Source organism: Pusillimonas noertemannii, assembly GCF_003096595.1.
Taxonomy (GTDB): Bacteria; Pseudomonadota; Gammaproteobacteria; order Burkholderiales; family Burkholderiaceae_B; genus Pusillimonas; species Pusillimonas noertemannii.
The window spans coordinates 109808-126722 of sequence record NZ_QEKO01000001.1 but is presented as its reverse complement, the minus strand read 5'-3'; the positions used below and the strand labels follow the sequence as shown (position 1 = coordinate 126722).

Sequence of the window (16915 nt, the reverse complement as noted above, 5' to 3'; positions counted from 1 at the left end):
CCTTTGGGGCCTATTTTACCTCGGGCGAACGCAGTCGGATGTGCAGCTCTCGCAACTGTTTTTCGTCGACCGAAGAAGGCGCGTGGGTCAGCAGGTCTTGTGCACGCTGGGTCTTGGGGAAGGCGATGACGTCGCGAATGCTTTCGGCGCCGGCCATCATGGTAACCAGGCGATCGAGGCCAAAGGCCACCCCGCCGTGCGGCGGCGCGCCATACTGCAGGGCATCGAGCAGGAAGCCGAATTTTTCGCGCGCCTCGTCGGCGCCGATGTTGAGCGCCTGGAACACCTTGCTCTGCACGTCGGCGCGATGGATACGCACCGAGCCGCCGCCGATTTCCCAGCCATTGAGCACGATGTCATAGGCCTTGGCCAGGGCGCGCGCGGGTTCGGTCTCGAGCAGTTCTTCGTGCCCGTCTTTGGGGCTGGTGAAGGGGTGGTGGGCCGCGAAGTAGCGGCCTTCCTGCTCGTCGTACTCGAACATGGGGAAGTCGATGACCCACAGCGGCTGCCAGCCGGCCTCGAACAGGCCGTGCTCTTTGCCGAAATCGCTATGGCCGATGCGCACGCGAAGGGCGCCGATGGCGTCGTTCACGACCTTGGTCTTGTCGGCGCCAAAGAATATGAGGTCGCCGCTTTGCGCGCCGGTGCGCTCGATAAGCTGGGTCAGCGCCTGGGTGTGGATGTTCTTCACGATGGGCGACTGCAGGCCCTCGGGGACGGACGCTGCGTCGTTGACCTTGATGTAGGCCAGGCCCTTGGCGCCATAGATGCCGACGAACTTGGTGTAGGCGTCGATTTCGCTGCGGGGCATGGCGGCTCCGCCCGGAACGCGTAGCGCCACCACCCGGCAGGCCGGGTCGTTGGCGGGAGCCGAGAACACCTTGAAGTCAACGTCGGACATCAGGTCGGACACGTCAACGAACTCGAGCTTGACGCGCAGGTCGGGCTTGTCGGAGCCGAAGCGGCGCATGGCTTCTTCCCAAGTCATGGTGGGGAAGGCCGCAGGCAGTTCAACCCCCTGCACAGCGCTGAATACGTGGCGCAGCATGCCTTCGAAGATGGCGCGGATCTCGACTTCGTTCAGGAAGGAGGTTTCGCAGTCGATCTGGGTGAATTCAGGCTGGCGGTCGGCGCGCAGGTCTTCGTCGCGGAAGCACTTGGTGATCTGGTAGTAGCGATCGAAGCCGGCGACCATCAGCATCTGCTTGAACAGCTGCGGCGATTGCGGCAGGGCGAAGAACTCGCCCGGGTTCACGCGCGAGGGCACGAGGTAGTCGCGCGCGCCTTCGGGCGTGCTTTTCGTCAGCATGGGGGTCTCGATGTCGATGAAGCCCAGGCTGTCGAGGTATTTGCGCACTTCGATCGAGACGCGATAGCGCAGCATCAGGTTCTGCTGCATCTGCGGGCGGCGCAGGTCGAGCACGCGATGCGTAAGGCGCGTGGTTTCCGAGAGATTGTCGTCGTCAAGCTGGAACGGGGGCGTCACCGACGTGTTCAGGATCTCGATCTCGCGGCACAGGATCTCGATTTCACCGGAGGCCAGCTCGGCATTGCTGGTGCCTTCGGGGCGCAGGCGCACCAGGCCGGTAATGCGCAGGCAGTACTCGTTGCGGATGCGCTCAGCCGTAGCGAAGGCTTCGACGTTGTCCGGGTCTACCACCACCTGCGCCAGGCCGGCCCGGTCACGCAGGTCGATGAATATGACGCCGCCATGGTCGCGGCGCCGATGCACCCAGCCAAACAAAGTGACTGTCTGGTCCAGTTGTTCTCGACTGACCTCGCCGGTGTAGCAGGTACGCATGAAGGAGTGCTCCGTTTGTTGAGTCGGTAAATGTCGGTGGGGCCCGCACCGGCCGCCCTGGCTGCCGGTGCTGCGCGCCAGGGGCGCCAGCGAGGCCCCGGGCGGGCTCAGGTGGCGGCCGCCGTGGACGAAGAAGAAGTGTCGGCGGGCTTGGCCGCCGCTGCCGTGTCGGACGAAGCCGGCGACGGGCCGGACGATGAAGCAGACGAAGAACTGGAAGACTCGCCCGAGGACGAGGACCCGGCTTTCTTGCCGCCGTCGCGGAAATCAGTCACATACCAACCCGAACCCTTCAATTGAAAGCCGGCGGCGGTAACCTGCTTGGCATAGGTGCTTTGGCCGCATTCGGGGCAATCGGTAAGAACGGGGTCGGACATTTTTTGCAGGACGTCTTGCGCATGACCGCAAGCGCTGCACTTGTACGCATAGATAGGCACGGAAAAATCCCAAGAAAAAATAATCCAAGGCAAGCCGCTGGCTGCCTGCTTGGGCAGTGCGCGCGGCAAGGCTTCGGCGCAGCCCCCTCTGGGGAGAAAAATAGGCCGAATCAGACTATGAAAATCACGGATAACGCGTGATTTTAGCTGTTTTTGCCGTTTTTCACCGGGAAGGCGGCCGGGTTCGACCAGTGCTGAACGCAGCGCCGCGTTGGCCGGCGGCACACAGCTCAAGCCGGCAACGGCTATATAGATGGGGTTCGACGTGTCCGAATTCAAGGGCGGGGCATCTGCGCCGGCGGCTGCCCGGCGCCGGCACATGCTTCGCCCTTGTGGCCGCAATCGTATATGGCACAAAGGCCGCCGGGCATGCGCCGCGCGGCGTTCTGCAGTATTCTAAGCGGTTGGATCGCTCTTTTTTCGGACCTTTCTCAATGCCCACCCCCTACACGTTCTCGCAGCGCGCAGAAAAAATCACCAGTTCCACCATCCGTGAAATCCTGAAGGTTACCGAACGCCCCGAAATCATTTCTTTCGCGGGCGGCCTGCCGGCGCCGGTGGGTTTCCCCCTGCGCGACATGAACGCGGCCTTTGACCGGGTGCTGGGGCAGAATGGGCGCACGGCGCTGCAATATGGCCCTACCGAAGGCTACACCCCCTTGCGTGAATGGGTGGCGAGCGACATGCAGCGCCGCGGCGCGGGGCAGGTGGGCACTGAAGAGGTCCTGATCGTCTCGGGTTCGCAGCAGGCGCTCGACCTGCTGGGCAAGCTGTTCATCGACCCGGGCAGCAATGTGCTGGTCGAGGCGCCCAGCTATCTGGGCGCGCTGCAGTCCTTTTCTTTGTACGAACCCAATTACGTTACCGTGCCCACCGATGAAGGCGGGCTGATTCCGGCCGGGCTTACCGACGAGCGCGTCCGCGATGCGCGCTTCATCTACGCCCTGCCCAACTTCCAGAACCCCACGGGCCGCACGCTGACACTCGAGCGCCGCCAGGCATTGGTGCAGCGCTGCGCCGAGGCGGGCGTACCCGTCGTCGAAGACGACCCCTACGGCGACTTGCGCTATGCGGGCGAGGCCCTGCCCAGCCTGCTGGCCCTGGGCCGCCAGGCCGGCGCAACCGTGGTTCGGCTGGGCTCGTTCTCGAAGGTGTTGGCGCCGGGGCTGCGGCTGGGCTACATTGTTGCGCCCGCCCCCATCATCAGCAAGCTGGTGCAGATCAAGCAGGCCACCGACCTGCACACATCCACGCTTACGCAGATGGCCGTGTACGAAACGATCAAAGACGGCTTTCTCGACGAGCACCTACCCGCGGTGCGCGAAATCTATCGCAAGCAGTGCGGCTACATGCTCGAAGCCATGCAGGCGCATTTTCCGTCCACGGCAAGCTGGACGCAGCCCGAAGGCGGTATGTTCATCTGGGTGACACTGCCACAGCACATCGACGCGCACGAACTGCTGGCGCGCGCCGTTGCGCAGAACGTGGCCTTTGTGCCCGGCGCGCCCTTCTTCGCCGACGAAGCCCGGCACAATACGCTGCGCCTCAGCTTTGTTACGGTGCCCGAGGCCCGCATACGCGAAGGCATCGCCATCTTGGGCCGGCTCATCGCCGAAAGCCACGCAACCACCAGCGCCGCTACGGCGGTCAAGCCCGAAGCAGCGGAATCGGTGCCTGGGGCCATTGTTGCCGGCGCCGAGAGCACTACCGCAGCCGCCCGTTCGCAGGCGTTGTAGTTTTTCTTTATGTCGTCCATGCAGCCACCACCGTCCGACCAGCAAACCCCCAGACCCCTGCCCGACCTGTCCGACATGCGCCACGACGACTGGGTGGAGCGCTGGCTGCCCAGGTCGTGGGGGCCGTATGCGCGGCTATGCCGCCTGGACAGGCCCGTGGGCACCTGGCTGACGCTGCTGCCCTGTCTCGCCGCGCTGGTGCAGGCGGCCGAAGGCTGGCCCACGCTGTGGCGGCTGTTCATTTTTTCACTGGGCGCCCTGCTGATGCGCGGCATCGGCTGCACGCTGAACGACATCTTCGACCGCGACCTCGACCACCAAGTGGAACGCACGCGCTTTCGCCCGCTTACCAGCGGCCAGATCACGCTGCGCAATGCGCTGTATTTTCTGTTCGGGCAGTTTGCCGTCTGCGCCCTGCTGCTGTTCGCCATCAATGAGTACAGCCGCTGGATGGCGGTGGCGCTGGTGCCCATCGTCATCATCTACCCGCTGTGCAAGCGCTTTACATATTGGCCGCAGATCGTACTGGGCATAGGCTTCAACTGGGGCATGCTGATGGCGTGGTCCGATACGCAAAACCACATACCGCTGGCCGCTGTGGCCATGTGGGTGGGCGCCGTGCTGTGGCAGGTGGGCTATGACTCCATCTACGCCTATGTAGACGTGCGCGACGACCTGAAGGTGGGCGTGAAATCCACCGCCATGCGCTTTGCCGAGCACGGCAAGCTGTGGATCAGCGGCTTCTACGTCGCCACCTTCGCCCTGTGGCTTTACGGCGGCCTGGCCCTGGGCCATCACGCCGGCTACTTTGTGGTGCTGGCCCTTATCGGCGCCCATTTCGTCTGGCAGATGATGGTCTTCGACCTTGCGCGCCCCGACCGCAACTTCATGCTGTTCCGCTCGAACATGACGGCGGGCGTGATGCTTATTGTCGCCACCCTGCTGGGCACGCTTTTATAATGGCGCCTGCCGCGCTCAACCATTCGCTTACACAGCCAGGCAGGCGCAACGCGCTTGCCGCTGGAAAATAAATACTATGCCAGGTCTTGTCGAACTGATTGCCACCGCCCTCTTTGCCATCGCCATCGTGCACACTTTTTCGGTGCCCGTGTTCGCGCGCCTGGCCAATCGCAATGGCCCCCATTCCGGTCTTTGGCATCTGCTTTCAGAGGTCGAGGCGGTGTTCGGTGTATGGGCTTTTGTGCTCATCATTATCTTCGGCCTGGTGGCGGGTACGCATGAAGCCGTCACCTACCTGGACACGCGCAACTTCACCGAGCCCGCCTTTGTGTTCGCCATCATGGTGGTGGCGGCCAGCCGGCCCATCCTCGACCTTGTGGGCATGATGGTGCGTGCGCTGTCGCGGGCGCTGCCTTTGCGCAACGAGCTTTCCACCTTCTTCGTCACCATGTCCATCGTGCCGCTGGCCGGCTCCTTCATTACCGAGCCGGCAGCCATGACCCTGGCCGCCCTGCTGCTGCGCGACGCCTACTTCCACAAGCCCGAGCAGGTCGGCTTCAAGTACCTGACGCTGGGCGTGCTGTTCGTCAATATCTCCATCGGCGGTGTGCTTACCGCCTATGCCGCGCCGCCGGTGCTGATGGTGGCGCAGACCTTCGGCTGGGATTCCGCCTACATGGCAACCCACTTCGGCTGGCGCGCGGTGGCGGCGGTCTTTATCAACGCCGCCGTGCTTACCCTCATCTGCCGCAAATACCTGCTGTCGGGCGACATCGGCGGTGCGCCGGAAACACGCCGCGCCGCCACGCCGTTCAGCGTCATCGCCATCCATCTGGCGGTGCTCGTCGGCATCGTGCTCGGCGCCCATCATCCGGTGGTCTTCCTGGGCCTGCTGATGATGTTCATCGGCTATGCGCACGCGTATTCGCGCTACCAGGACAGGCTGATGATCAAAGAGGGCCTGATGGTGGGCTTCTTCCTGGCGGGGCTGGTGGTGCTGGGCGGGCTGCAGCAGTGGTGGCTGCAAGACCTGCTGGGCGGGCTTTCGCCCACCGTGCTGTTCTGGGGCGCCACGGCGCTTACGGCGGTTACCGACAATGCCGCCCTTACCTATCTGGGCTCGCTGGTGGAAGGCACCAGCGACCTGTGGCGCTACATGCTGGTGGCAGGCGCGGTAACCGGCGGAGGCCTGACGGTGATTGCAAATGCCCCCAACCCGGCGGGCTTTGCGATATTGAAGGGCTGCTTTCCCGACGGCGCCATCTCGCCCCTGAAGCTGCTGATGTCGGCGGCCGTACCCACACTGGTGGCGGCCTTCATGTTCTTGCTGCCGAATTCGTTTTGAGTGCCTTGTTCAGAACGCCAGGCGCAAATTGGCGGCAACCCATGCGTTGGACGACTCTCCTTTTGTAGTGGCATTGCCCATTACCGATAGCGTCGCTCCAAGGAGGTCGACCTCAACGCCCGCACCGACCCGCAGCCAGTCCTGCTCGTAGTCCGAGCCGCCCAGATCGAATGCGCCAAGCCCCACCACCTGACCGGTGACGTTCCGTCCACTGCGTTCGAAACGATGTACACCCTCAAGCGTGCCAATCAGGCGGAACTGTCCGGTCACCGGGAACTTGGCATCCAATCCGTAGCGGGCCTCGGTGCTGTCGTCGCATAATTTGTCGAACGTCGCTGCGAAGGCGCCTCCTGATTCCGTGTACGCGCCGAGGCAGGTGTGTGCATAGGAGATCTCGGCATACGGCGAAATATATCTGACTGCGTTCTCCCACTGCAGGCGCCCGCGAATGCCATATCCGCTTACATCCGTCTTGCCTGCCGAGCTGTCGACCAGCCCGCCATTGACGCGATAGTTGCGGGTAACGGTAGTATTGCCCCACAGGCCCGTGCCCGTGATGATGCCCCACAGACCGCTGTCCTGGCTTCCCGTGAGCCGCCCCAGCAACTCGAATTTGGCATAGCCTGCGCGAACGTCGGTCGCGCCGCCCAGGAGCGTGTTCTGGCGGAGCTGGGTATAGCCGGCGACTCCATTCAATTGCACGGAGCCAAAGTTGTAGCCGATGCCTATTTCGCCCAGGCCGAGCTTGCCGTCACGATTGCCATGATCATCGCGGCCCCAATCACCGCCGACCCACATCGTGAACTTCCCTTCGGACACGCGCCGGTCGAGAGGACGCGAACCTGCCCCATTGGCGATCAGTCCCAGGCCATTGACGACCGAGGTATTGGCTGCCCCGGCTACGCTAAGGCTGGTTCCCAACTCTTTAAGAGTGATGAGGCCAACACCGCCCGCGCTGGGGCCGCCTGCGCCACTACCGCCCGTGCCACTACCGCCCGTGCCGCTGCCGCCGGTACCGTTGCCGCCGGTACCGCTGCCCCCTGTGCCGCTGCCTCCTGTACCTCCTGTACCTCCTGTACCATCTGTACCGCCTGTACCGCCTGTACCGCCTGTACCGCCGCCAGTGGTGTCTCCTGTCCCCTTGCCACGCGCAATATAGACCTCGCCACTCCGCGTCTGGCCGACGACGACCGAACCGTCCTCATTGGTGGCGTTGGCGCTAGCGGTAATATCCGATCGGTCCGGCTCGCCCGGGTGACTCCCCACAATCGTCGCACCGCTGTCCCGCAGCCAGTCTTCGACGGTCAGCATCCCGTCTTTTTCTGTCCAGTGAAAGCCATGGGCGGTACTACCGCCGCCTATATCGCCCACGATCACTTGACCGTTGCCGGAGATTCCATTCGCCACGGACAGGGGGGCACTAGAGGCTCCATCCAGCCCGCCCAGCGAGAAAATCTCGCCATCGACCCAGCGTACCGCCTGATTTGCATATCCCAGTCGCGAATGGCCGGCCACGATAGTTCCGTCCCAGGAAACGCCGGTCGCGGTCGCGGTATTTTGCGCTGCCGAAGATGCTGCAAGCGTCGGCAGTGCCACCATGCCGGTATCTTCAGTCCAGCGGAACGCCTGGAATTTATCGGTGCTTGACAAAGCCGATCCGACGATCACCGAACCGTCGTAGGAAGCCGCCAGAGCCTTGTCGTTGCCGTAGCTGTCGCGGCCTTCAAGCCAGCCGAGACTTTGCATCCCGTCGTCTTCGGTCCAGCGGAAAGCCTCGCCGGCGGTTGCGCCGACATAACCGACGATGACCTTTCCATCGCCGGAAACCGCAGTCGCCTCGGAAAACGGATTGGAGTTACCGTCAAGCGAACCAAGAGGCACGAAGCCGTCGGCTGTCCAGCGGTATGCATGCTGACCAGCTGCCCCGCCCGATATGCCGGGCGCGGCCTTGCCGACGATGACGCTGCCGTCGGCGGATATGCCCGTAGCAGTATAGTATTGGCTCCCGTCAAGCGGCGCGTTCGGGTCACGATCACCCACCGGCTTGACGCCGCCATCCGCCGTCCAGACGAAGCCGCTATAGATACTTTTGGAATAGCTGCGGAACACCGAGCCGACGAAGGCGCCGCCATCGGCCGACATGCCGCCGATGGATACGGCATTGACCAGGCTGGAAGAAAACTCGTCATCATCGGGATCATTGTCGCCATAATAGTCGCGGATGACTTGTGCGGGCGTCACTCCCTGTTCGATACGGGCCGTCTGGGCAAAAGCCGGCGCCGCCATCAGCGAGAAAGACGCCAAGGCAGTAGGTTGAAGTAGCCGCTTATACTTCTTTATTCTCATTGCGTAGCTCCCTTTGCAGTGAATCCATTGAACCGACCGCAAGTCTACTGAAGCAAGCCATCATGCGGTATCCTCTGAACAGGTGAGGGACATTGGGGGTGCGTCTGCTGTATAACACCAAGAAAAAACGCGCACGGAGACGCCAAGTAGATGCTAAAAAGTCTGACCCCTTTCACGATCCTCGTGCTAACGGCGATAATTTGCCTTGCTGTCGCATCCGCCGCGCTGTTTATTGTTCTGAACCAGCCTTGGCTTGGCGTCAAACTTGTGGCGGACACAGAGTCCGGCTTTGCGCGGGTCGGCCAGACCACCTCGAATGGCCCTGCAAAGACACTGGCGCCCGGGTCGTCGCTGGCAAAAATCGGCGGCATCGTACTCCAGGCCAATGACCTGGTAGAGGAACCCGACGTAGCCGAAAGCTATGCCGCGCTGGGTCTCTTTTTCGAACGACAAAGCCAACTCCATGCCGCTCTTCTGGGGCCGAACGTCATACTTGAAACCAGCGGCGCATCCGCCCCGCATGGGGTGACGCCCGCACTCCGTCGTCCTGTCGCCAGCCTTCCGCCGGCGTTTTGGGTACAGATCGTGACTGGGGTTTTCAGCTTGATGGTGGGAGCCTGGGTATGGAGCCTGCGTCGAGAGGAGCTTGCAGCCAGGCTGCTTGCTGGCGCGGGCCTGGGCATCTTCGCCGCCGCCGTGGCCGCGGCGATTTATTCATCGCGCGAAGTCGCCCTGACGGGTTGGCTGTTCCGCGCGCTCTCGGCCATCAACCATTTCGGCGCGCTCGCTTTCGGCGTGGCCATGGCATCCCTGTTTCTAATCTATCCGCGCCGGCTGGTTCCAGTTCGCGCTCTGTGGCTGATGCCTGTTGTCTACGGCGCAATCTGGGCGATGGATACGGGCTGGACCGGCTTTTCCGGCCCCGCCGAAGGGTATCACCTACCGACAGTGATCCTCATGATCGCAATCCTGTTGGGCGCATTTCTGCAATACAAGGCCAGTCGACACGATCCGGCCGCGCGGGCTGCGGTCAGGTGGTTCGCCCTTGCGGTCGGCCTCTGCGCAGGCACCTTCGTCACCATTGTCCTCATGCCCAACCTCTTCGGTATACAGCCTTCGGTTTCACAGGGGTATGCTTTTGTCCTTTTCGGGGTGCTGTTCCTGGGCGTTGCAGCAGGCGTCGCGCGCTACCGCCTGTTCGAACTGGAGGACTGGGCCTTTTCGATACTCACTTATTTCGGCGCAATGGTGCTGCTCATCATTTTCGACGCGCTGTTGATCTCGTTCGTGACGTTGGACCGCCCAGCTGCCTTCGCCGTGTCGCTGCTGGCCGTGGCGCTTGTTTACCTGCCTTGCCGCGACTGGTTGGCAAGGCGGTTGATGCTCCGGCGGGAAGTTGACCGCGAGGAGCTTTTCGGCCGGATCGTGGACGTCGCGCTGGCGATGGGCGGCGCACGAGCAACCCGCTGGCGGCAAGTGCTGAAAGATGCCTTTCGCCCGCTGCAAGTTTCCAAGAAAATAACGGATGCTCCGGACACACCGACGATTGTCGCGGATGGTTTGTCGTTAGTGCTTCCCAGTATTGCGGGCCTTGCCCCGCTCAAACTGTCCTATGCGCATTCGGGCCGACGGTTGTTCAGCCCCCGGGACAGGCGCCTTGCCGGAGAGATCTGCGCGATGCTTGCCCATGCGATTACCAGCCGGGAGGCGCACGAGAAAGGCGCGACAGAGGAACGAATGCGGATCGCGCGCGACATGCACGACAACTTGGGCGCACAATTACTGTCCGCGCTTCACAGCGAAACCCGTGAACGCAAGGACACGCTGATCCGTGAAACCATCTCAGACCTGCGCGATATCGTCAACAATGCCGCGCAAGGCGGCAAGAGCATCGATGAACTGCTTGCCGATCTGAAGGTCGAGGCGGCAGAACGGCTGGCGGCGGCGGGGATAGGATTCGACTGGCAGGATATGTGCGAGGCCGGCGAAATCGTGCTCGCCCCGAATGTCGCACATTCCCTGCGATCCGTCCTGCGCGAAGTCATCAGCAATGCAATCAGGCATTCGGGAGCGGGGAAGGTGTGCGTGAAAGTCAGGGTAGAAGATGAGACGATTAGCCTCGACGTGAGTGACGACGGCCGCGGCCTGCCGGATGACAGACAGAGTAACGGCAATGGCTTGCACAATGTTCAGGTTCGCATGTTGGCTTTGCAGGGTACGTTTGTCGTCGAGGATGCGTTGCCCGGATTGCGTGTTCGCGTCCGCTTCCCACTGCACGAGAGCGAGGTCGGATGAGCAGAACCTTGATTATCGAGGACTTGGCCGAAGCACGCAGGTGGCTGTATGGCATAGCCCAGGCAGCGTTCCCCACGTCGCCAGAGATTGACGTAGCGGCGACCGTGCAGTCCGGTCTTGCGTTCGCCTCGCGTCACGATTACGCCGTGGCGCTGATCGACCTCAAGCTGCCGGACGGCTCGGGAATCGACGTGCTGCGCGCGTTACGCCGTCAGAACGCGGACACGCTGTGCGTGGTCACAACCGTGATGGGCGATGACGCCCATATCGTTGCCGCGCTCTCGGCGGGCGCCAACGGGTATCTCCTGAAGGAACAGCCGGCCGACATGATCATTCGGCAACTGGCCCAACTGTCCGAAGGCGTTCCCGCCCTCTCGCCCGCCATCGCCCGCCGCATCATGGCGCATTTCCAGCTGACCGGACCAGCTGCCGCGCCCGAGGAAGACCTGACCGATCGCGAAAGAGAGGTCCTCGCCCTGATCAGCCGCGGCATGAGAAACCTGGATGTCTCCGAACAGCTTTCCCTGTCGGTCAATACGGTGGCGACACACATCAAGTCAGTCTACCGCAAGCTGGGAATCTCGTCGCGCGCAGAGGCATCGTGGCATGCCACGATGCTGGGGCTGGTACCGGGGCAGACAAAGAAGACCAGAACAGACGTTGATCGCCAAGGCTCAAAACGTCGAGGGAAATGAAAGCCCAGGCCTTCGATACCCGTGGCGCTTGACGACCTGCGTAATTTGTACTGCAAAGCGGCCTATAAACGCCTGTCGATCAACAAGACTCCCGCTTCGTCCAACAAAGGATACGCCGACGCCCCCGGCAATTCATAATGCCACCACTCGGTGGGCAGGGAAACGAATCCGGCCTGCAACATGATGCCCAGAAGCAGGTGGCGATTACGCTGGACGGCGGCGGGCAGGTCGGGCCGGTCGTGGTGCGACAGCTCGCGCATATCATCGAAGCCGGTGCCCATGTCCAGTGCTGTTCCGTCATCACCCAGCAGCGTCACGTCCACCGCCACGCCGCGGCTATGGTTGGAGCCCTGGGCCGGATCAGCCACATAGGCGGGGTCGGGGCATATGCGCCATAACACTTCTTGCGCCGCGGGCGGGCGATAGGCGTCGAGTATCTTCAGGCTCAGCCCCGCCCGCCGGGCGGCAAGGGCGGCGCGCTTCAGGCAGGCGGCCGCGTCTGCGCGCAGCATGCAGGGCGCATCGGCGGCGTAGATGGGCAGGCACACGAAATTATTGGAACCGGCGTAGGCCAGGTCGACCTCGACCAGGTACTCGGCCGGATCGATCGTGACCAAGCCAGCGGGGGACAAGTGAGATGGTGTCCGCTTCACGCCGGCGCTTCCTGTATCAGAAGCTGGCCGAGACTCGGTCGCCGCGTCGGCGGGCAGCAGCTGCGCACCGGTCTGAGCGTGCAGCGCCGTGTCGCACTGCCCGCCCGCCTGCTTCCCCATGTCAGGAATCTCGCGTTTTCTTGGCATCGCGGCGCAGCAGCCTGATGAGCCAGGAAAAAAGAGTCAGGGAACAGGCCAGGCCGACCACGAAGATCAGCAGGACGATGATTTCACCGGAGGTCATACCGTAGGAGCACTTTCAAGCTTGGACATGCGGCTATGTTAACGCCATCGGCATCGCAATGGCGCCCCTTTGCAACAGCGGGCCTTTCCGGCGCAGAAAGCGCTCTGGAGATGGCGGTTTCTGTGCCACAATTTCGACTTTAGGCGCATAAAACCCGATGGGCTTTCAAGATGTGCTTTTCCAGTCGCTCGAAGAACGCGGCTGGGCGGTCAGCGACCGCATCGTTCCCCCCTCTCTAGCACAGGCATTGCGCAACCACGCCCATCAGTTGTGGCAGCAGGGTTTTTTCAAGCCCGCATCCATAGGCCGGCAAGCGGGGCTGGTGCGCGACCCCGACATACGGGGCGACGCCATTTGCTGGATTGACGACAACACGCCCTTTCCTCCCTGCGCCGAGTTCCTGGCCTGGACCGATGCGCTGCGCCAGGAACTGAACCGGCATTTTTTCCTGAGCCTGCGTGGGCAGGAATTTCATTTTGCGCGCTATGAACCAGGCCGAGGCTATGCCCGGCACATGGACCAGCACGGTGGAACGAGCGCGCGCAAGGTTTCGTTGGTGCTGTATTTGAACGAGGACTGGAAGGCGGAAGACGGCGGCGAACTGTGCCTGTATGGGCCTGAAACAGGAGATGGCGAGCCTGGACGCGATGCGCCCGCGCCATCCGGCGGCGACCGCCAGCCTGATCCCGGGCCCAACGCCGCTTTGGAGGCAAAGGTGTTGCCCGAGTCGGGCCGGCTGGCGCTGTTCCTGAGCGACCGCGTTCCGCATGAAGTGCTGCCCGCCCGCCGCGTGCGCTGGAGCCTCACAGGATGGTTCCGGGACGACGCCCCGCTGTGAGCAGCGCGGCTTTCCCGCTGGCGGCGGCCGCAGCGATGCGCTGCGCCTTTAACAGCGGCGGCCTGGCCCCGTTGCAGGGGCGGGATGCTTCAAGACAGCGCCCGCCGCGGCTTGGCCGGCTGCCCGCCGGCTACACGCTGAGATAAGCGCGGCGTACTTCGTCGTTGTCGGCCAGCTCTTGCATGGTGGCATGATAGCGGATCTGGCCTTTTTCAAGCACGTAGGCCCTGTCGGAGACCAACTCGGCAAAATGCATGTTCTGCTCGGACAGCAAGATGCTGACCCCGCTGGCCTTGAGCTCGAGGATCATGTTGGCCATCTGCTCGACGATGACGGGGGCCACGCCCTCGGAGGGTTCATCAAGCAGCACCAGGTAGGGGTTGCCCATAAGGGCTCGCGCCACGGTAAGCATCTGCTGCTCGCCGCCGCTCATGCGCCCACCGGGCCGCTGCGGCATTTCGCCCAGGTTGGGAAACAGCTTGAACAGGCGTTCGGGCGTCCATTCGGGCGCGCCCTTGCCATCAGACCACTGGCGCGCGGGCTGGCGGCCCACCGCCAGGTTCTCCATGACGGTAAGGTCGGTGAAGACGCGGCGGTCTTCGGGAACGAAGGCCAGGCCCAGGCGGGCGGCGTGGTAGGGCTCGCTGCGCGAGATGTCGTGCCCCAGGAAGGTGATGTCGCCGCGCCGCTTGTCGAGCATGCCCATGATGGCCTTGAGGGTGGTGGATTTGCCGGCGCCGTTGCGGCCCATCAGGGCCACGACTTCGCCTCGCCCCACCTGCAGGTCAAGGTCGAACAGGATCTGGGCGGCGCCGTACCAGGCCCGCAGGCCCTTGGCATCCAGCAGTGTCTGCGTCGCCGTGTTCATTATGCAAGCTCCTTGTCTGCCGCTTTTTTCTCGAATGTCTTGCCGCTGCCGAAATAGACCTCTTGCACCTTGGGATGGTCGCGGATTTCAAGCGGCTTGCCTTCGGCGATGAGCCTGCCGCGCGCCAGCACGATCATGCGGTCGGCGTAGGCGAACACCACGTCCATGCTGTGCTCGGTGAACAGCACGGCCATGCTGCGCTCGACCACCAACTTCTTGGTAAGCGCCATGAGCTCGTTGCGCTCTTTGGGCGCCATGCCGGCGGTGGGCTCGTCCATGAGCAGCAGCTTGGGGTTGTTGGCAATGGCGATGGCCAGCTCTACCCGCTTCACGTCGCCGTAGGCCAGGTCGGCACAGGGCCGGTCGGCCTGCTGGGCCATGCCCACTTTGTCGAGCAGTTCGACGGCTTCGTCGCGCTTGTGGCCCGCGGCCTTGCGCCAAGTGGCCAGCAGCTTGCCGTCGGCAGAGAGCAGGGCCATCTGCACGTTCTCGACGACCGTCAGCGAGCCGAAAGTCTCGGCGATCTGGAAGGTGCGGCCCACGCCCAGCTTCCAGATGCTGCGCGGAGGCAGGCCGATGAGCTCGTGGCCGTCAAGCTTGATGGAACCGCGGTCGGCGCGCAGCTGGCCATTGACCATATTGAAGGTGGTCGACTTGCCGGCGCCGTTGGGGCCGATGAGGGCCAGCAGCTCGCCCGCCGCCAGGTCGAAGCTGATTTCGTCCACGGCCTTGACGCCGCCGAACGATTTGCCCAGTCCGCTTACTTTGAGCAGGCTCATAGTTGAACTCCTTTCGCGCCCAAATGATCGGCCTTCTTGCTGGCAAGGCTGTCGTATAGCTGTTTGATGGTGCCGGCAATGCCTTGGGGGAAGAGCAGCACAAGCAGAAGAATGATGCCGCCCAGCATGGCGCGCCAGAAGTCGGTGTTACGAGCCACCGTGTCATGCAGCCAGGTGAACGACACCGCCCCGACCACTGGACCGACCAGGGTTTGCATGCCGCCCAGCAGCACCATGACCAGGCCGTCGATGGACTTGTTCACGTGCAGGGTTTCAGGCGCGATGCTGCCCTTGGAGAAGGCGAACAGCGCACCCGCCAGGCCTGCGACCGCGCCGGCCAGGATGAAGCCGTACCAGTGGATGCGCTTGACGTTGATGCCGATGGCGTCGGCGCGCAGGAAGGAATCGCGTCCGGCCCGCATGGCGTAGCCGAAGGGCGAGAACAGCACGCGCCGCAGCCACAAGATGCCGGCTATGACCAGGACCAGGGTCAGGTAGTAGTACACGGTCTTGTCGGACAGCCAGGCCGATGGCCAGACACCCGTAAGGCCGTTGCTGCCGCCGGTGAAGTCGTCCCACTGGAAGACGATGGCCCAGGTAATCTGCGCCACGGCCAGGGTAAGCATCGCCAGGTATACGCCTGAAAGACGCACGCAGAACCAGCCGTAGATGAAGGCGCCCACGGCCGCGACCAGCGGCGCCAGGACCAGCGTGATCTCCATGGGCAGGCCCAGGTGGCGCACCAGCAGGGCGGCGCCATAGGCCCCCAGCCCGAAGTACGCCGCGTGGCCGAACGAGTGCATGCCGCCCGGACCCATGATGAAGTGCAGGCTGACGGCGAACAGTGAGGCGACCAGCAGGTCGATGAGCAGCACAGTAATGTAGGGCGAATCGACGGTAAGCAGCGGCAGCACCACCAGGAACAGCGCGAAGATACCCACGCCTATCTTGAAGCGCATGCTGGCCGGAACCATGGGCTTCTCGCCATGATGTCCCTTGTGGCCCACCGGTTGCGGCCGGCCGAACAGGCCCCAGGGGCGAAGGATGAGCACCACCGCCATGACCAGGAACTCGACGACCAGGGTGAGCTTGGTGAACGAGACGCTGACGCCCAGGATCTCGACGACACCAAGCCATACACAGATGGCCTTGAGCTGGGCAATGAGCAGCGCCGCGACATAAGCGCCCGGAATAGAGCCCATACCGCCCACCACCACGATGACGAAGGCGGCGCCGATGATGTGGATGTCCATTTCGAGGTTGGCCGGCTCGCGCGGCAGTTGCAGGGCGCCGCCCAGGGCCGCCAGGAAAGCCCCCAGGGCGAACACGGCGGTAAAGAGCCAGGCCTGGTTGACGCCCAGGGCGCTGACCATGCCGCGGTCTTGCGTGGCGGCGCGCACCAGGGTGCCCCAGTGCGTACGGGTAAGCAGCAGCCACAGCAGGCCCAGCACCACGGGGCCGGCGGCGATCAGGAAGAGATCGTAGGTGGGAAACTGCCGGCCCAGTATCTCGATGGCGCCTTCGAGGCCGGGGGCCCTGGGGCCCAGCAATTCTTCGGGGCCCCAGTACCACAGCACCACGTCGCGCAGCACCAGGGCGATGGCAAAGGTGGCCAGCAGTTGGAAGAGTTCGGGCGCATGGTAGATGCGGCGCAGCAGCAGCATTTCGATCAGGGCGCCCAATAAGCCCACCACGATGGCGGCGAGCAATATGGCGGGCCAGAAACCCAGGCTGTCTTCAAACGTGAGCACGAGCGAATAGGCGACATAGATGCCGACCATGTAGAACGACCCGTGGGCGAAGTTGACGATGCGCGTGACACCGAAGATAAGTGACAGGCCCGCGGCGACCAGGAATAGCGACGAAGCGCCGGCCAGGCCGTTGAGCAGCTGTACGATGAAACCGGAGATGTCCATGA

General features: G+C 63.2%; 14 protein-coding genes. 6 read left to right on the top strand and 8 right to left on the bottom strand.

Annotated elements, in window-relative coordinates; genetic code table 11:
- Positions 1 to 10: 10 nt before the first annotated feature.
- A complete protein-coding gene (gene aspS, locus C7440_RS00605) occupies positions 11 to 1801 on the bottom strand; it encodes an aspartate--tRNA ligase (RefSeq protein ID WP_116517055.1) in 1791 nt (596 codons plus the stop codon).
- Positions 1802 to 1908: 107 nt separating this feature from the next.
- Complete coding sequence (locus C7440_RS00600; RefSeq protein ID WP_116517932.1) at positions 1909 to 2238, bottom strand: FmdB family zinc ribbon protein; 330 nt, start codon at positions 2236 to 2238, stop codon at positions 1909 to 1911.
- A gap of 434 nt (positions 2239 to 2672) precedes the next feature.
- Between C7440_RS00600 and C7440_RS00595 the strand changes: the two genes are divergently transcribed.
- The 3 genes from C7440_RS00595 to C7440_RS00585 all read left to right on the top strand — a co-directional run bounded on the left by C7440_RS00595 (position 2673) and on the right by C7440_RS00585 (position 6279).
- Positions 2673 to 3974: an aminotransferase-like domain-containing protein gene (locus tag C7440_RS00595; protein WP_116517054.1), complete on the top strand. Its 1302-nt coding sequence runs from the start codon at positions 2673 to 2675 to the stop codon at positions 3972 to 3974.
- A gap of 9 nt (positions 3975 to 3983) precedes the next feature.
- A complete protein-coding gene (ubiA, locus tag C7440_RS00590) occupies positions 3984 to 4934 on the top strand; it encodes a 4-hydroxybenzoate octaprenyltransferase (RefSeq protein ID WP_116517053.1) in 951 nt (316 codons plus the stop codon).
- Between the two features lie 76 nt (positions 4935 to 5010).
- Entirely contained in the window at positions 5011 to 6279 is a 1269-nt protein-coding gene (locus C7440_RS00585; RefSeq protein WP_116517052.1) for a putative Na+/H+ antiporter, read from the top strand.
- 9 nt (positions 6280 to 6288) lie between these two features.
- On the opposite strand, the gene C7440_RS00580 is transcribed toward C7440_RS00585, so the two are convergent.
- Positions 6289 to 8625, bottom strand: a complete 2337-nt coding sequence (locus C7440_RS00580; RefSeq protein ID WP_133244239.1) for an autotransporter domain-containing protein — start codon at positions 8623 to 8625, stop codon at positions 6289 to 6291.
- 150 nt (positions 8626 to 8775) lie between these two features.
- Between C7440_RS00580 and C7440_RS00575 the strand changes: the two genes are divergently transcribed.
- Complete coding sequence (locus tag C7440_RS00575) at positions 8776 to 10920, top strand: sensor histidine kinase (protein ID WP_116517050.1); 2145 nt, start codon at positions 8776 to 8778, stop codon at positions 10918 to 10920.
- Positions 10917 to 11615 carry a LuxR C-terminal-related transcriptional regulator gene (locus C7440_RS00570; protein WP_116517049.1) on the top strand — a complete coding sequence of 233 codons (699 nt, stop codon included), beginning with the start codon at positions 10917 to 10919 and terminating at the stop codon, positions 11613 to 11615. Before C7440_RS00575 ends, C7440_RS00570 begins: the two co-directional genes overlap by 4 nt.
- A 62-nt stretch (positions 11616 to 11677) precedes the next feature.
- Here the strand turns inward: C7440_RS00570 and ddpX are convergent, their stop codons facing one another.
- Together ddpX and C7440_RS20150 are read right to left on the bottom strand one after the other, a co-directional pair.
- On the bottom strand, positions 11678 to 12247 hold the full coding sequence (gene ddpX / locus C7440_RS00565) for a D-alanyl-D-alanine dipeptidase (RefSeq protein WP_116517048.1): 570 nt from the start codon (positions 12245 to 12247) through the stop codon (positions 11678 to 11680).
- Between the two features lie 142 nt (positions 12248 to 12389).
- On the bottom strand, positions 12390 to 12512 hold the full coding sequence (locus C7440_RS20150; protein WP_017523841.1) for a hypothetical protein: 123 nt from the start codon (positions 12510 to 12512) through the stop codon (positions 12390 to 12392).
- 157 nt (positions 12513 to 12669) lie between these two features.
- On the opposite strand from C7440_RS20150, the gene C7440_RS00560 reads away from it, so the two are divergent.
- Positions 12670 to 13350, top strand: coding sequence for a 2OG-Fe(II) oxygenase (locus C7440_RS00560; RefSeq protein WP_116517047.1), 681 nt, complete (start codon positions 12670 to 12672; stop codon positions 13348 to 13350).
- A gap of 130 nt (positions 13351 to 13480) precedes the next feature.
- Here the strand turns inward: C7440_RS00560 and C7440_RS00555 are convergent, their stop codons facing one another.
- From C7440_RS00555 to C7440_RS00545, 3 genes are read right to left on the bottom strand one after another with little or no spacing between them, the layout of a single operon-like run.
- Positions 13481 to 14218 (bottom strand): ABC transporter ATP-binding protein, encoded by a 738-nt coding sequence (locus C7440_RS00555; RefSeq protein ID WP_017523843.1) that lies wholly within the window; start codon positions 14216 to 14218, stop codon positions 13481 to 13483.
- The gene (locus C7440_RS00550; RefSeq protein WP_017523844.1) at positions 14218 to 14997 is read right to left on the bottom strand and encodes an ABC transporter ATP-binding protein; all 780 of its coding nucleotides are present in this window, start codon (positions 14995 to 14997) and stop codon (positions 14218 to 14220) included. The genes C7440_RS00555 and C7440_RS00550 overlap by 1 nt, the downstream gene beginning before the upstream one ends.
- A complete protein-coding gene (locus C7440_RS00545) occupies positions 14994 to 16913 on the bottom strand; it encodes an ABC transporter permease (RefSeq protein WP_116517046.1) in 1920 nt (639 codons plus the stop codon). Before C7440_RS00545 ends, C7440_RS00550 begins: the two co-directional genes overlap by 4 nt.
- Between the last annotated feature and the right edge of the window lie 2 nt (positions 16914 to 16915).

Coding starts and splice junctions, on each gene's coding strand:
- aspS (WP_116517055.1), bottom strand. CDS start 1,801: ATGCGTACCTGCTACACCGGCGAGGTCAGTCGAGAACAACTGGACCAG.
- C7440_RS00595 (WP_116517054.1), top strand. CDS start 2,673: ATGCCCACCCCCTACACGTTCTCGCAGCGCGCAGAAAAAATCACCAGT.
- ubiA (WP_116517053.1), top strand. CDS start 3,984: ATGTCGTCCATGCAGCCACCACCGTCCGACCAGCAAACCCCCAGACCC.
- C7440_RS00585 (WP_116517052.1), top strand. CDS start 5,011: ATGCCAGGTCTTGTCGAACTGATTGCCACCGCCCTCTTTGCCATCGCC.
- C7440_RS00580 (WP_133244239.1), bottom strand. CDS start 8,625: ATGAGAATAAAGAAGTATAAGCGGCTACTTCAACCTACTGCCTTGGCG.
- C7440_RS00575 (WP_116517050.1), top strand. CDS start 8,776: ATGCTAAAAAGTCTGACCCCTTTCACGATCCTCGTGCTAACGGCGATA.
- C7440_RS00570 (WP_116517049.1), top strand. CDS start 10,917: ATGAGCAGAACCTTGATTATCGAGGACTTGGCCGAAGCACGCAGGTGG.
- C7440_RS20150 (WP_017523841.1), bottom strand. CDS start 12,512: ATGACCTCCGGTGAAATCATCGTCCTGCTGATCTTCGTGGTCGGCCTG.
- C7440_RS00560 (WP_116517047.1), top strand. CDS start 12,670: ATGGGCTTTCAAGATGTGCTTTTCCAGTCGCTCGAAGAACGCGGCTGG.
- C7440_RS00555 (WP_017523843.1), bottom strand. CDS start 14,218: ATGAACACGGCGACGCAGACACTGCTGGATGCCAAGGGCCTGCGGGCC.
- C7440_RS00550 (WP_017523844.1), bottom strand. CDS start 14,997: ATGAGCCTGCTCAAAGTAAGCGGACTGGGCAAATCGTTCGGCGGCGTC.
- C7440_RS00545 (WP_116517046.1), bottom strand. CDS start 16,913: ATGGACATCTCCGGTTTCATCGTACAGCTGCTCAACGGCCTGGCCGGC.